Raw genomic sequence first — 15,880 nt, 5'->3', positions numbered from 1 at the left:
GCAATAAAACCTATATAATATGGTAAAGAAATTCTTAATTTTATGTTTCTTTAGCTTTTGTTTTTTTTCATTAGCACAACAAGATGCTTGGGTATATTTATTAGATAAGCCTACCAATATATATCCTTTAAGTAATCCCTCAGCATTTCTTTCTCAAAAAGCGATTGATAGAAAAACTAAGCATAACGTTGTTATTGACCTTAGAGACATTCCTGTAAACGAATCATATATTACAGCTCTTAAAAATGCTACAGGAATTACAGTTATGGCAAAATCTAAATGGTTTAATGCGGTACATGTTAGAGGTTCAGAAACTAATATCAATAACTTATTAACAGATCCAACAACTACGTTTGTAGATTATATTGACTTTGCCGATAAAAGTTTGAATACTTTAAAAAGCATCAAAGAAAAAACAGCATTTACGGTAAAAGACAAGTTTGAAGTAGAAAAAACTTTTGTCAATTTTACTTATGGTAATACGCAGAATCAAGTAGAAATGATTAATGCTGATGATTTACACATTGCAGATTATACAGGTGATGGAGTTACTATAGCAGTACTAGATGCTGGATTTATTAATGTAAATACCATGGGTGCATTTCAGCGTTTGCGAGACGCAGGTAATTTAATGGGAGGTTACGATTTTGTCAACCGAAATCCAGATGTATATGCCAATATATCTAGTGAACATGGTACTCAGGTTTTAAGCACTATGGCTGGTTATATTTTAAATGATTTTGTTGGTACTGCGCCAGATGCATCGTATTACTTGTTTATTACTGAAGATAGTGCCGATGAAAACCCTGTTGAAGAAAGCTATTGGGTTGAAGCTGTTGAGCGTGCAGATAGCTTGGGTGTAGATTTAATAAACACATCTTTGGGCTATAAAAGTTATGCACCAAATTATCCAGCTTATAGTTACTCATCAGCAGATTTAGATGGCAATACTGCCTTTATTACTAAAGGTGCAAATATTGCTTTTGAAAAAGGTTTAGTACTTATAAATTCAGCAGGTAATTCTGGTGGTTCTGGAGTTAATGCACCAGCAGATTCTCAGTATGTGTTATCTATTGGAGCGGTTAATTCATCAGGAATGTATGCGTTATTTAGTTCTGTAGGCACTGCTATTCAACCATCACAAAAACCTGATGTTGTAGCTCAAGGTTCTTCAGCTGTTGTAATAAATCTTAATAATAGTATTGAGACAAGTAATGGAACCTCATTCAGTTCGCCTATTTTGGCTGGTGGTGTTGCTTGTTTAATACAAGCTCTACCAAATAAAACTAATGCAGAAATTATACAGTTAGTAAGAGAGTCTGGTTCTCAATATAATAACCCAGATTATGAATTGGGTTATGGAATTCCCGATTTAATGAGCGCATATAATACAACCTTATCTATTGGTAATTTGAAAAATGATAGATATATATCTATTTACCCTAACCCTTCTAAAGAGTTTATTTACGTTAAAACACCTTTAAACAAAAATAAATTAGCAATAACTTTTTTTGATGTTTTAGGAAAACAAGTTCTCCATCAATTAATTAATAATACTAATAATAGAATAGACATCTCCTTATTATCAAAAGGGGTTTATATAGCAAATGTAAAACATCAAGACAGAGTAATATCTTTTAAATTTATAAAACATTAGATGCCAAATAGAATTACTAAATTATTCAAAATAAAATATCCAATTATTCAAGCAGGAATGGTTTGGAATAGTGGATGGAAATTGGCTTCAGCCTCAAGTAATGCTGGAATATTAGGGCTTATTGGAGCAGGAAGTATGTATCCTGATGTGTTGCGAGAGCATATTAAAAAGTGTAAAAAGGCAACCCATAAACCTTTTGGAGTTAATGTGCCTATGCTATATCCAAACATTCAAGAAATTATAGATATTATTGTTGAAGAAGATGTAAAGATTGTATTTACTTCAGCAGGAAATCCAAAAACATGGACATCATTTTTACAAGACAAAGGGATAACTGTTGTGCATGTTGTAAGTAGTATAAAATTTGCTTTAAAAGCACAAGAAGCTGGTGTTGATGCGATAGTTGCAGAGGGTTTTGAAGCTGGTGGGCATAATGGAAGAGACGAAACCACAACGCTAACCCTCATCCCAATGGTTAAAGAGCAAATATCCATTCCGTTAATAGCTGCAGGAGGTATTGCTACAGGAAAAGCAATGCTTGCTGCTATGGTTTTAGGAGCCGATGCTGTACAGGTTGGAAGTAGATTTGTTGCTAGTAAGGAAAGTTCGGCTCATAAAGATTTTAAACAAGCGGTTGTTGATGCTAAAGAAGGAGACACACAATTAACACTAAAAGAATTGGCTCCAGTAAGGTTAATTAAAAATAAATTTTACAGCGATGTTCAAGAGTTATATAAAACAGCACCAACACCAGAACAATTAAAACAACTATTGGGTAGAGCTAGAGCTAAACGAGGGATGTTTGAAGGCGATTTAGATGAAGGCGAATTAGAAATTGGTCAAATAGCTGGATTAATACATGATATTAAGCCAGTGTTTCAAATTGTTAAGGATATGATGCATGAGTTTGAAACTGCAAAAAAGGAGGTTTTAACTTTATAATACTGAATATAATTTATGAATGACTATTTTAAACACACCGTATTTTTTTGGTTGAAAGAACCAGAAAATCAATCAAATAGAAAAACATTTGAAACTTCTTTGAAGAAATTTATTAATACTTCAACATATATTCAATCGAAGCACATTGGAATTCCAGCAGAGACTAATAGAGAAGTTATCGATAGTAGTTATACTTATTGTTTATCGCTTGGATTTTCATCAAAAGAAAATCAAGATAAATATCAAGAAGAACCAGCACATAAAGTATTTATTCAGGAATCTTGTCAATTATGGCATAAAGTTGTAGTTTACGATTCTATTTCTATATTCTAAATAATCATTAATATATACACTTTAAATTTAAATAAAATGAGAAAACATAACTTAAAACAACTATTTGTTATTGGGTTTTTACTAACTATCCAATCCATTTATGCAGAGGTAAAACTGCCTGCTATTGTATCTTCAGACATGGTTTTACAAAGAAACACAACTGTGGTTTTATGGGGTTGGGCAGATGCTAATGAAGACATTACTATTGATGCATCTTGGTTAAAAGAAAAATTAAATATTAAAGCGGATAAAAACGGAGATTGGAGATTAGAGGTAATAACAACCAATAGTAAAGATGCACAAACCATAAAAATTACTAGTAAAGAATCAAACATCACATTAAATAACATTTTATTTGGAGAAGTTTGGTTGTGCTCTGGCCAATCAAATATGCGACAAACGCTAGCAGGTTACAATGGGCAACCTACTTTTGGTTCTGTACTTGCAACAGCTAATTCTAATAATCCGAATTTGAGATTATTTACAGTTGAAAGAAAGGGTTCTAAAGCACCACTAAAAGATGTTAACGAATATAAAGCTTGGCAACAAGCATCGCCTGATAATGTTTTAAATTTTAGTGCTATTGCTTACTTTTTTGGCAATCAATTACAAAAAATATTAGATGTTCCTGTTGGGATGATTCATACGTCTTGGGGAGGAAGTAAGGTTGAAGCTTGGATAAGTAAAGACATGATAACTAACTACCAAACAGTAAATCTTGATAATGTAGATATTGCTAATCGAACAAATCATATTCCAACGGCATTATTTAATGCCATGATTAACCCACTAATACCTTACACAATTAAAGGCGCTTTGTGGTATCAAGGCGAGAGTAATAAAAACGATCCAAAAGGATATAAAACGCTTTTTCCTGCTATGGTTAAAGATTGGAGAAGTAAATGGGCTATAGGAGATTTTCCTTTTTATTTTGTACAAATAGCACCATTTAATTATGGAGGAAATGATAAGTTTGAAGAAAAAGAAAATAGCGCTTTTATACGCGAAGTTCAATTACAATGCGCAGATATTATCCCGAATTCTGGTGTCGCAATAACAATGGATTTAGGAGAACAATATTGTATCCATCCTGCAAAAAAGAAAGAAGTTGCCGATAGACTTTTGTTTAACGCTCTAAATAAAACTTATGGCTATAAAACTATAGATTTCGCTGGTCCAGAATTTGATTCGAAAGAAACAAAAGATGGCGGACTTATTTTAAAGTTTAAAAATGCTGAGGGCGGCTTATATGCATTTAATGGGTTACAAGGATTTGAAATTGCTGGAGCAGATAAAGTATTTTATCCTGCTGAAGCAAAAATTATAAATGGTAGAAATGTATTTGTAAAAAGTGATAAAGTTTTAAATCCTATTGAAGTCCGTTATGCATGGCGAAACTGGGTTAGTGGAACTTTATTTGATACCAGTATCTTACCTGCGTCATCCTTTAGAACAGATAATTGGGATGATGCAACGCATTACAAAGAGTAATATTTTTAATTGAAACTTTATATAATATATTAAATCAATATTTTCATTTGGAGTAATCATAAAAAAGAGGCTATCTTAAGTTTTAAGACAGCCTCTTTTAAAAATTAGAAACTAAAAGCTTCCGTTTTTAAATCCCAATTAAACAAAAGCCAAATTAGTTCCTAATAAAATAGAATAAACGTTCAGCTATGTCTGGGATAGTTTAAATATACAAATAAATTATTAATTATCAGATGTTTATAATCTTGGTTGTTCGAGATATCAATTTTCAGATAATATCAATATTTAATAAATCTATTCCATAAAGTTTAAAAAACTAATACTAAAGGTTACTTTTGGGGCATGCAATTGAAAGACTATACTAAAGAGTTTAAATACAATTGGCAATTGGCAGCTCCAGTTATGCTTGGCATGTTGGGACATACTTTTGTTAGTTTTGTTGATAATATTATGGTAGGTCAATTAGGAACTGCAGAACTTGCAGCAGTTTCTTTAGGCAATAGTTTTATGTTTATTGCAATGTCTTTAGGTATTGGTTTTTCTACAGCTATTACACCTTTAGTAGCAGAGGCGGATGCTGAACAAAATTTTAAAAATGGTAAATCATCGTTTAAGCACGGGTTGTTTTTGTGTACAGTTTTAGGTGTTTTACTTTTTTTATTTCTGTTTTTCGCAAAACCACTTATGTATTTAATGAAACAGCCTGTTGAGGTTGTAGAACTAGCAATTCCGTATTTAGATTTAGTAGCGTTTTCGTTAATTCCGCTAATAGTTTTTCAAGGGTTTAAACAATTTAGTGACGGTTTATCGATGACACGATACCCTATGTACGCTACTTTGGTAGCTAATATTGTAAATGTTGTTTTAAACTATATTTTGATTTTCGGAAAGTTTGGGTTTCCAGAATTAGGTATTGTTGGTGCAGCTTATGGTACATTAATATCGCGTTTTATAATGGTTTGGTATTTATGGTCCTTATTGAAAGGAAAAGAAAAATCAAAAGCCTTTGTAACTAACATTAAGTTTTTTGTTCTCAATAAATTAATGCTTAAAAAAATTATAAATCTGGGAGCACCAAGTGCAATGCAAATGTTTTTTGAAGTTGCTATTTTTACTGCTGCAATATGGTTAAGTGGTTTATTAGGTAAAAATCCGCAAGCAGCAAATCAAATTGCGTTAAACTTGTCCTCTATGACATTTATGGTGGCTATAGGTTTAAGTGTAGCATCTATGATTAGAATTGGTAATCAAAAAGGATTACAAAAATATTTTGAGTTGCGCCGAATTGCATTTTCATTGTTTTTAATGGGAACCGTTTTTGCAATTAGTTTTGCCATCATCTTCTTTGTGTTTCATAATCAGTTACCAAAAATATATGTAGATTTTGATGATGCTAAAAACTTAATTGATAATGTTGAAGTAGTTAAAATTGCATCAAAACTATTAATTGCTGCAGCTATTTTTCAAATAAGTGATAGTATACAAGTTGTTGTTTTAGGTGCTTTACGAGGACTGCAAGATGTTAAAATCCCAACATTTATTACCTTTATCTCGTATTGGTTAATTGGTTTTCCTATAAGTTGGTTTTTAGGAAAAGAAGATGCCTACGGAAGCTTTGGTATTTGGTTAGGATTACTAGCAGGATTAACAACAGCTGCTATTTTATTGTATATTCGATTTAATTATTTGACTAAAAAGTTAATTTTGTCTAACAACTAACAACTAACAACTATATAATGACACTCCCAAAATTCATTCTCGGTGATAATACAGATTATCCAAATGCCATTTATGTAATTCATACAGAATTCCCCAGATTTATAATTAATCTTGAAAATGATGAGGTAGAATGGTTTGAGGATTTTGATGTCGAAGATCAAAAAGAATTACAAATTGAAACTGAAAATGCTATAAAATTAGCTACTGAGTTTTATGATAATGAAGTAGCTAAGTATGAAAATTAAAGCCTCTAGTTACAAATGATTGATAAACTTTTAGAATACGACACCGAATTATTCTTGTTTTTAAATAATTTAGGTTCAGAACCTTGGGATGCTTTATGGCGTGCTATTACCAATAAATTCATATTTGGTTCGATATTAGGCGTAGTATTAATTTTTTTATTCCAAAAGAAATTTGGTTGGAAAGGTGTATTATTACTTATGCTAGTTTGCGCACTAATGATAACATTTACAGACCAAATTACAAATGTTTTTAAACGAGGTTTTGAAAGAGCTAGACCTTGTGGAAATCTTGATATAGTTGACCAAATACGTTTTGTAGCTGTTAGATGCGGTAAATATGGCTTCTTTTCAGGACATTCATCAAACTCTATGGCGGTAGCTATTTTTGGCGGATTACTTTTACGACAATACTATAAAAACCTTATTTACTTATTAATATTGGTGAGTTTTATTGTAGCTTATAGTAGAATTTATCTTGGTGTACATTACCCATTAGATATTGTTTGTGGATTAGCTTTTGGTGCTATTTCAGGGTTTTTGTTTTACAAATTAGTAAACTATCTTTTAAGCAGATTTGTAAAAAATTAGTGAGCTAAACTTAACAAATAATAAGCAGCTGCAAATGGCGTGGTTTTGTTATTTTCTATTAAATGCAATTGCGTTGTCAACTCTTTTTTAATATCTGGTCGATTAAAAAAATTAGATTTTAATTGCTCTTCTATGGTTTGAATAAGCCAAAACTTATTTTGCTCTTTTCGTTTTTTATAAAAATAATTATTTTCAATAGTAGTTTCAATATACTCATTAATAACATTCCAAATAATATCAATCCCTTCATTTTTTATTGCACTGCACAGCATTACTTTGGGTTGCCAATCCGAGTTTTTTTGAGGGTAAAGGTGAAGGGCTCTATTAAATTCTACCTTAGCAAGTTTGGCAGGTTTTAAGTTATCGCCATCGGCTTTGTTAATTGCAATAGTATCTGCCATTTCTATAATACCACGTTTAATACCTTGCAGTTCGTCGCCAGCACCAGCTAGCTTCAATAATAAAAAGAAATCTACCATACTGTGTACGGTGGTTTCACTTTGTCCAACACCAACGGTTTCAATAATTATAACATCAAAACCAGCGGCTTCGCATAAAATAATACTTTCGCGTGTTTTTTTGGCAACACCACCAAGAGATTTCCCAGAAGCAGACGGACGTATATAAGCATTCTCGTCTTTAACCAATTCTTCCATTCGGGTTTTGTCACCTAAAATACTACCTTTGGTAAGAGAACTACTTGGGTCTATAGCTAAAACAGCAACACGTTTACCTAAAGCTGTTAAGTGTTTCCCAAAAGTTTCAATAAATGTGCTTTTACCAACTCCTGGCACACCAGTAATACCAATTCTAATAGATTTGTTGGCATGTGGTAAACACTGTTTTATAATATTATTTGCTATATCTAGGTGTTCTGTGTTTTTACTTTCAACTAAAGTAATAGCCCTACTTAGTGCTGTAGTATCTTTTTTTAAAATGGATGTTACTAAAGTTTTAGGATTAATTCTTGCATTACGCTTCTTTTTTATATTTTTAATAGAAATACTATTAGTAATTTCTAGCTGCGAAACGTCTTGGTTTTCTATTAAAGTTGATTTTTTATCTTTTGCCACGAGTGCGCGAATGTTTGTCTAATTTATATTATTTTGTTTTTTATGACCGAACACTGTTTGCTACCAACAGAATTAATTACTTATTTAAGTGGTACAGCAACTTTAACATCATCCCAAGCCATGGTTAAAAAGAGTTGATCTGTAGAGTTATCAAAAGCTATGGTAAATTGCTCAACGGTTGTATTTAATTTCTCAACAGGAATATCAACATTTAAAACATCGTAATTAGGATCCCAGTACGGTTTCATTTCATCGGTAACACCCCAAGGATATTGCTTAGAATTAAATATTATGGTCCAAACACTATCTTTTGGTACTGTCCAAAGTGTATATTTCCCTTTTGGTAAAGGCATGCCATTTATATCTAGTTTTTGATTGGTTTCAAAAGTAGTAGCTTCGTTTGCACCTGTTCGCCATACTTGATTAAAAGGCACTAAAGCTCCAAAAATTTCGCGATCTTTTTTTGATGGTCTGTTGTAAAACACTTCAAGTTTTAAATCGTTTAATTTAAATTCAACTGTATCTTTAGGACTTAAGCGAGAAGCGAAAATATTTTCAACAAAAAGAGAATATAAAAATAAGCCTAAAGCAATAAATGATAATATTAATAAAATGCGTTTTAAAAAGATATTCATAAAGGGTATTTATTATGAGCTAAAGATACTTTAAAAAGTGATAATTAATAAAATTGAAACACCCAAATATTTATTATTCTAAAAAAATAATTACTTTTTGTCACATTATATTTTTTCTGTCGTCTTTTAAAAAGAACTAGCTTAAACCAAAAGTAGACTTAGTATGTTTAATGTTAACATTATTGAGCAATGTAAACAAAACAACCGGAAAGCACAATTGCAGTTATACAACCAGTACTGCGATGGGATGTATATTGTTGCTAATAGGTTTTTAAAAGATGCTAATGATGCTGAAGATGTGGTACAGGAAGCCTTTATTAAAGCGTTTTCTAAACTACACCAATATAAAGCAGAAGTTACTTTTGGCGCATGGTTAAAACGTATTGTTGTTAATAAAAGTATTGATTTCTTAAAGTCTAAAAAGCAAAAACTTGTGGAGTTAGATGAGGTGCACCTAAAAGTTATTGATGCTGAAGACGACGACAAATGGTTAGTTGAAGATACAATTACATTAAACGATGTAAAACATGCAATTAATAATTTACCAGATAAATACCAGTATGTAGTGATGTTGTATTTGATTGAGGGTTACGACCACCAAGAAATATCGGAGATATTAAGCATATCTCAAGTCGCATCGCGTACTCAATTATTGAGAGGTAAAGCAAAATTACAAGAACTCTTAACACTTAAAAAAAATGGCACGAGATATTAAAAGCTTATTTAAAGATGATAAAGTATCGAACGAAAAGATGCCAAAAAATCATCAAGATCGATTTCTTGAAAAACTAGATAAAGCATTTCCTGAAAAGCAAAAATCTAAATTTAATTGGCTACAAATTGCTGCAAGTGTGGTATTGCTTTTAGGTTTGAGTTTTGGTGCGTACCATTATTTAGACATAGAAAAACCTATTGAGGTGGTAACAACACAACCTGTTGAAACCAAAACTTTGGGTGATGTGTCTCCAGGCTTAAAAAAGGTTGAAGATTATTATTTAGCAAGTATAAATTTAGAGTTATCTAAAATGGAATACACACCAGAAAACAAAGATGTTATTGATGGTTATTTATTACAATTGGATGAACTTAATAAGGAGTACCAAAGCTTATCGGTTGAATTAACCGAGTCTGGACCAAGTGAGTTAACAGTAAATGCATTAATTGATAATTTAAAATTTCGTTTAAATCTTTTGTATCGTTTACGATCGCAATTAAGCACATTACAAACTTCTGAAGATAATCTTGAAGAAGTAAAACAATCCATCTAAAAAATCAAAAAATGAACAAGACAATTATAAAAATAAAATTACTGATTTTAGTCTGTTTTGTATCGGGCAGTGCATTAGCTCAACAAAAATTAACTAAAGTATCTCAATCAATTAAAGTAGATAAAGATGTTACAATCGATTTAAATACAAGTTATTGTAACATTGTATTTGATACTTGGAGTAAAAACACAGTTGAAATTGAAGCTTATATTGAAGGCGAAGATTTAACTGACGAAGAAATACAAGACGCTTTAAAAGATTGGGATGTAAATATTGAAGGTTCTCAAGGCGAAGTTTCAATAAAAACCAAAGGGTATTCTCCTTCGCTATGGGTACATCTTAGTAACGGCGATAATGAAGCTGCGCGGGCTGTATTAAAAGAGCTAAAGTATGAATTGGCAGATTTAAAAGATATGGATTTCGATTTTCATTTTGAGATGGCAGAGCTTCCAGAAATGCCAGATTTACCAGAATTTCCAAAAATGCCAGAAATGCCAGAATTACCAGAATTGCCCGAATTACCTGAAGGTGTAAACAAATTTAATTTTGATTACAAGGCTTATAAAAAGGATGGTGAAAAGTATATTGAAGAATACACCAAGAATTTTGAAATGAAGTTTGGTAAGGAATATGAAGATAAAATGGAAGCTTGGGGCGAGAAATTTGGAAAAGAATGGGGTGAGAAATATGCTAAAGAAATGGAGAAATGGGTCGAAAAGTATAAAGGCAAGTGGAATAATGAAGAGTATGCAGAAAAAATGGAATCTTGGGGCAAGCGTTTTGCAGAACAAATGGGAATTAAAACAGAACGCTTACAGGCGCAAACAAAAGCTTTAAAGGATAGAACTAAAGAGCGTGCAGTGGTAATGAAAAAACGTGCTGAAGAGCGTAAAAAACTATCGAGTAAAAGACGCGTTTTAATTGAGAAATTGGTTAATAAAAAATCACATTCAAAAGTTAAAAAAACAATTATAATTAAAATGCCAAAAGGCGCCAAATTAAAAGTTAATGTAAGACATGGCGAAATAGAATTTGCTGCAAATATTAACAATTTAAAAGCAGACTTATCGCATACTAAGTTTACAGCACATAGCATTAATGGAAGTAGTACTTCCATTAATGCTTCTTATTCGCCAGTTTATGTAAACCATTGGAATTTAGGTGAATTAAATTTAAAGTATGTTGAAAACGTAGAGTTAAATAATGTAAAGCAGTTGGTGTTAAACTCTAATTCATCAAACACCGAAATAAAAAACCTTTTAGGTAGTGCTATTATTGATGGTAGTATTGGAGATTTAAAAATTTTAAAAATTGATGATACTTTTAATAACTTAAATGTTATTTTACAAAATACCGATGCTTTTATAGTGCTTCCAAAAGTGAATTATAATTTTCAGTACAAAGGCACGCGTACGCGCTTTAAACACCCAGAAAAACCAAATGATGATAATATATCTTCATTAACTATTAACAATACCGAAACCAATAAAAACATTGTTGTAAACGCTAAGTTTAGCACTGTGATTATGGAATAATGATTCTTCTTATTCTTTGTCTTTCTCTTTATTTTTTCCTTTTTAATAATGGTTTTTTCTAACTGATATTTAATTTATTATTATTTTTTAAGTTTATTTATAGTGTTCTATTTGTTGGCTGCTGTCATTATTTGGTTTTTCATTTTTACAATCTAAATAAAAAAGCCCTATGCATAAAATAAAGAGAACAAATTGAACGGTATATCCTTCTTCACTAAAATTTGCTCCTGCGTGAAGAAGATTCCATATATAATGTGTAGCAATGGCACTAACCAAACCAAAATTTAGATAGATTAAGCCTAAGAATAGTCAGGCTAAAATCAAGGTTAATATATGAGAAATACTAACTTCTTGTCCTATAAGCACGTTCAATAAATGTATTAAAGCGAAGATTATAGCAGATATAATTAGCCCCAGATATCGTTTATTCTTTTGGGCAAAGACGTTTAATAAAGTGCCTCTAAAAATAATTTCTTCTCCAATTGCAGTAAGGATGTTAAATACTATTAGCGGAAAAGACACTTTAAAAAAGAAATTATTTATGTCATTTGTTTGGAAATAAAACAGAAGTCCAGATAAATACAATGCTAGCAGCCCTAATAAAAATCCAATTATTATGTTTTTTAGGAGAGTAACATTTAACCTCAATAGAGGAGGAGGTGTTAATCCTATTTTTTTAAAATATAAATTATTTAATAAATAGATAGCATATGGAAAAAGAATTCCCATTCCCAATGCTATCAATAGTTTTAAGTTTTCATCTTCAACAGTAGTTTAAAAACTTAATTGTGTAAAAATAAGCAAGGTCATATATAATAATGATACCATAATGACTCCCAAGTATTGTAATACTGCTTTTGTATTGTTCATATTTATTTAATTTAAATTTAACATTAAAAGGATTATTGCGAATGTTAAAATTCCAATTAGCGTAGTAAATATTCCCATTTTTTTTGATTTAGTCCAACCTGCTAATACAACAATAGTAATTAGCGACATAATTCCTAAATAGAGACTAATTGATCCAATTAAAGAAAAATTAACCAATCCTTTTTCTGTCATTTTAAAAGGGTACCCATTTGTTGACATTATTAAAACTTTTGTGTTAGCAAATAATGTGATTAAAAAGAAACTAGCCGCTAATACTGCAGCTATCATTATAATTCTAAACAACCGAGTATTCCTATCAGATACTAAGAGGTTTGCAATTACTGCAATTGTAAATCCACTTAATAACGAACTAATTATTATTAGTTGATTAGCTAGTGCATTCCAATATTCAATTGACATTTCTTCCATGTTTTTTAATTAGTTTTAGTTCTCTAATATCATTTAAATAAGAAATGATATTATACTTGTTGGATTCAAAATTAGGCTTTTTAAAACTTTTATAAATTTATCATTACGCACAAAATGAAAAAAAGAGAATTCACTTAAATTTTGTGAATTCTCTTTTATATAAGTTTCTTTTTTCTAATCAAGACTAATAGTTGTTTTAATTTTGAATTTAGAATAATAAAATTTAAAAATAAATTTTTGTTTTTGAATTTAAAATATGTTTTCAATAATCTAAATAGACATAAACACAAAATACTTTATAGTCCCTAATTTGTTAAAGTTTTGTTTTAATACAGAGCTTTTATTCCTTTAAAATTTTACCCGAATAAATTTTATCTTCACTTTCAATTTTTAAGATATAAGCACCTCTACTTAAGAAAGAAATATCAATTTGTTTTTTATTATTTACTTCAAGTACCAATTTACCGCTAATGTTAAACAATTTAGCTTTAAAGCTTTCATCTAATTTAATATTTACAACGTCGTTAACTGGATTAGGATAAAAAGAAACCACATTATTTGATAGCTCTTCAATTCCTAGTCCAGAATCAGGTGTAGCAGTAGTAGTATTAAACACACTAATCTCGCCTGAAGCTCTTGCATTAATCCTAAACTCATAAGTGGTGCCATTTACTAAGCCGCTTACAGTTCTTGTAGTTTCATTTGGGTCTGTAATAACATATACAGTATCCCAGGTTGAAGAACTACTTTCTTTCCAATATAAAACATAATTTTGAAATGTACGACCGCCTAAATCAGGAAGATTCCAAGAAAGGTCTATTTGTTGATCTCCTGGTGTAGCAATTAGTGTAGGAGCATTCAGAGTTCCAAACGGTGTATCCGTTACATTATTAGAGTATGGACCATTTAATTCAGAACCACCATTATCATAAACAGCTCTAACTGAAAACACATATTCAGTACCATTTGTTAAACCATTTATTGTAGTTGTTAGATTAGGTAAATTGACTGTAACAATGGTAGGAGTAAAGCCACCTGATTCAATATATGATACCTCATATCTTATAATTGAATGACCATCATGGTGGACAGGTTCATTCCAGTTAAGGGTTGCAGATTCATTCCCTATGGAGCTTAAATTCAAAAATGGAGCCACTGATAATTGAATGGCGCCAATATCACGAAAACCATTACCATCAAACCTATCATTGCCAATTGGGTCTAAAGTAATTGGCTGATTTGTTATAGGATTGGTTAAAGGAGTATTAACAACATCAATCAATTCTCCCGGAAATGCAGGTTTAACAAATTCAGCATCTAAGAATACTATGCTGGTGTTTACTTGCGGTTCAAAACCATTTAAATTCGTAAGTAAATTTAGTTGTGAAGTAATGGTTTTTAAGGCAGCAGCATCTTGACTTACTGAAGGCTCAATCCATGTAGCTCCATCAGCTGTAATATTTGAACCCTCTAAAGTGAGCAAAATTGTTCCTGTAGTTGATGGGAAGTTAAAGCCAATAGCTGATTCTATAAAATTAAGTGAACCAGAAGAACTGTTATGGATTAATGAATTAACAGAGAAACTAGAACATTCCAAGTTACATTCATTGCCATTAAATCTAATTGAAGAAGCAATAATATTCATAGGGCCATTTGAATTATTCCAAATACGTTCCCCGTAATTTAACACGCCTAATCCATCTGATAAAACAAAAGTAGAATTAACAATATTTGTGGTAGTACCACCAGATATTTTTAAACCACCAGCACCTAAAAACCTTGAGCTGACAATATTAGCAACAGCAGAACCAGAACCTTCCCAATTAATTGCGTAATGTTTTTGTTTGTTTAAATCGTAAAAAAGACTATTTTCAATTGTTAAATTTCCTGCATTTGGCTCAGAGATAATTGTTGCAGTTAAATCCGGTGTGGTCTCCCAATTTATAGATTCTTGAAAAGATGAATTTTTTATAGACAATGAACCGCCACTAGCTACTGACATCATACCAGTTGTGCCACTTGGACAATTATTAGTAGCCCAAATATCGCTAGCTTTAAAATTCTCCAAATTTAAAGTTGCATTTTCATATATTTGCGCAACACCATTAAACTCTTTAATTGAGAGATCTTTTATGGTTACAGTAATAGCAGAATTATCTTGACCAATAGTCCCAACCCTTAAAAACGTTGGTGCTTTTAACATAATAGTGGTACTGCCTATGGATCCCGGGCATGCGGCTAATGGATTTGTAGTACCATCCGCAGCAATCCACCATTGTTTTGCATTAATAGAACTTCCGTTACCTTCAATGACTACAGATTCGAGAATTATTGCCATGTCTGGATTTGTTAGACTGAATCCTGGCGTAATAGCATCTACAATTAATCCTGCAGAAAATTGAATAATGTCCTCTCCTGGGTTAGCATTAGCATCTTGTATGGCTTGTAAAAAAGAGCCAGGACCTTCTAAATCTGTTGATGTAACGTTATAGGTTGTTTGTGAATAGGAGTTTTTAAAACTTGCTAGTAATAGCATACCTATTACATATAAAAAGAGTTTGTTGTGCTTCATGGTTTTATAGATTAATTTTAATAAAAAAATCAGTATTTTAAGTTAATAGTCTCCAAATATCCAGATTGAAAATGATTTTCTACTTTTATTTATATTAGGCTCGTATTTTGAGAGAAGTTTATTTTTATTTTCCAATACTTCAGAAACACACTTGCTAATCCATCCATTTCTTGATAAAACTTGATTTTTAGAATATCCTGTATGATAAAATCGAAATCTCTTGGATAATATAGTTTCTAATGAAAAAAGTCCTTTAAATAGCCCAAGATTTTCATAAATGAATTTGGATGCCATTTTTGCGCCTTGTGAATGCCCACCAATTATATGCATTTCTTTCTTTAGATTTAACATTGTCTCAATTTTTTTATTGAATACGTGCTGTCTGAAATTTAATAAAGACGTGTATAATTTACAAAAATTATATAAAAAATCATACAGATTTAGCTAAATATGTTCTATTATTTTAGGAAGTATGTTTTTTTGCAACATTTTCATTTTAAGAATAGGATGATTAAATAAAAAA

Annotated in this window: 16 protein-coding genes; 10 read left to right on the top strand and 6 right to left on the bottom strand. The window is 31.0% G+C overall.

What is annotated here, in order from left to right; genetic code table 11:
- Positions 1-19 precede the first annotated feature (19 nt).
- From L3X37_RS13290 to L3X37_RS13260, 7 genes are all read left to right on the top strand, one after another.
- Complete coding sequence (locus tag L3X37_RS13290; protein ID WP_237240654.1) at positions 20-1,657, top strand: S8 family serine peptidase; 1,638 nt, start codon at positions 20-22, stop codon at positions 1,655-1,657.
- Entirely contained in the window at positions 1,658-2,599 is a 942-nt protein-coding gene (locus tag L3X37_RS13285; RefSeq protein WP_237240653.1) for an NAD(P)H-dependent flavin oxidoreductase, read from the top strand. It abuts the gene before it with no gap.
- Between the two features lie 15 nt (positions 2,600-2,614).
- Entirely contained in the window at positions 2,615-2,932 is a 318-nt protein-coding gene (locus L3X37_RS13280) for a Dabb family protein (RefSeq protein ID WP_237240652.1), read from the top strand.
- A 36-nt stretch (positions 2,933-2,968) separates the two neighbouring features.
- Complete coding sequence (locus L3X37_RS13275; RefSeq protein WP_237240651.1) at positions 2,969-4,423, top strand: sialate O-acetylesterase; 1,455 nt, start codon at positions 2,969-2,971, stop codon at positions 4,421-4,423.
- Positions 4,424-4,765: 342 nt separating this feature from the next.
- On the top strand, positions 4,766-6,142 hold the full coding sequence (locus tag L3X37_RS13270) for an MATE family efflux transporter (protein WP_237240650.1): 1,377 nt from the start codon (positions 4,766-4,768) through the stop codon (positions 6,140-6,142).
- Positions 6,143-6,159: 17 nt separating this feature from the next.
- Complete coding sequence (locus L3X37_RS13265) at positions 6,160-6,387, top strand: DUF8828 family protein (RefSeq protein WP_237240649.1); 228 nt, start codon at positions 6,160-6,162, stop codon at positions 6,385-6,387.
- Between the two features lie 15 nt (positions 6,388-6,402).
- The gene (locus L3X37_RS13260) at positions 6,403-6,975 is read left to right on the top strand and encodes a phosphatase PAP2 family protein (protein WP_237240648.1); all 573 of its coding nucleotides are present in this window, start codon (positions 6,403-6,405) and stop codon (positions 6,973-6,975) included.
- On the opposite strand, the gene meaB is transcribed toward L3X37_RS13260, so the two are convergent.
- Positions 6,972-8,048 (bottom strand): methylmalonyl Co-A mutase-associated GTPase MeaB, encoded by a 1,077-nt coding sequence (gene meaB, locus L3X37_RS13255; RefSeq protein ID WP_237240647.1) that lies wholly within the window; start codon positions 8,046-8,048, stop codon positions 6,972-6,974. The two genes, L3X37_RS13260 and meaB, sit on opposite strands and share 4 nt — an antisense overlap.
- Positions 8,049-8,128: 80 nt before the next feature.
- Entirely contained in the window at positions 8,129-8,683 is a 555-nt protein-coding gene (locus L3X37_RS13250) for a DUF2911 domain-containing protein (RefSeq protein ID WP_237240646.1), read from the bottom strand.
- 163 nt (positions 8,684-8,846) lie between these two features.
- Here L3X37_RS13250 and L3X37_RS13245 point away from each other — a divergent pair, with 163 nt between their 5' ends.
- The 3 genes from L3X37_RS13245 to L3X37_RS13235 are packed head-to-tail and all read left to right on the top strand — an operon-like array spanning position 8,847 to position 11,486.
- Positions 8,847-9,398, top strand: coding sequence for an RNA polymerase sigma factor (locus L3X37_RS13245; protein WP_237240645.1), 552 nt, complete (start codon positions 8,847-8,849; stop codon positions 9,396-9,398).
- The gene (locus L3X37_RS13240) at positions 9,382-9,951 is read left to right on the top strand and encodes a hypothetical protein (protein ID WP_237240644.1); all 570 of its coding nucleotides are present in this window, start codon (positions 9,382-9,384) and stop codon (positions 9,949-9,951) included. The genes L3X37_RS13245 and L3X37_RS13240 overlap by 17 nt, the downstream gene beginning before the upstream one ends.
- An 11-nt stretch (positions 9,952-9,962) precedes the next feature.
- Positions 9,963-11,486, top strand: coding sequence for a hypothetical protein (locus L3X37_RS13235; protein WP_237240643.1), 1,524 nt, complete (start codon positions 9,963-9,965; stop codon positions 11,484-11,486).
- Positions 11,487-11,795: 309 nt separating this feature from the next.
- Here the strand turns inward: L3X37_RS13235 and L3X37_RS15480 are convergent, their stop codons facing one another.
- The 4 genes from L3X37_RS15480 to L3X37_RS13220 form a co-directional block, all read right to left on the bottom strand.
- Complete coding sequence (locus tag L3X37_RS15480; protein ID WP_369409906.1) at positions 11,796-12,215, bottom strand: CPBP family intramembrane glutamic endopeptidase; 420 nt, start codon at positions 12,213-12,215, stop codon at positions 11,796-11,798.
- Between the two features lie 147 nt (positions 12,216-12,362).
- The gene (locus L3X37_RS13230) at positions 12,363-12,785 is read right to left on the bottom strand and encodes a hypothetical protein (RefSeq protein WP_237240642.1); all 423 of its coding nucleotides are present in this window, start codon (positions 12,783-12,785) and stop codon (positions 12,363-12,365) included.
- A gap of 340 nt (positions 12,786-13,125) precedes the next feature.
- Positions 13,126-15,357 (bottom strand): T9SS type A sorting domain-containing protein, encoded by a 2,232-nt coding sequence (locus L3X37_RS13225; protein WP_237240641.1) that lies wholly within the window; start codon positions 15,355-15,357, stop codon positions 13,126-13,128.
- Between the two features lie 42 nt (positions 15,358-15,399).
- A complete protein-coding gene (locus L3X37_RS13220) occupies positions 15,400-15,708 on the bottom strand; it encodes an alpha/beta hydrolase (RefSeq protein ID WP_237240640.1) in 309 nt (102 codons plus the stop codon).
- Positions 15,709-15,880 lie beyond the last annotated feature (172 nt).

This window comes from Wocania arenilitoris, from assembly GCF_021728535.1.
Lineage (GTDB): Bacteria > Bacteroidota > Bacteroidia > Flavobacteriales > Flavobacteriaceae > Wocania_A > Wocania_A arenilitoris.
The sequence above is the reverse complement of the archived record's forward strand: the minus strand, read 5'-3'. Positions and strand labels throughout refer to the sequence as shown.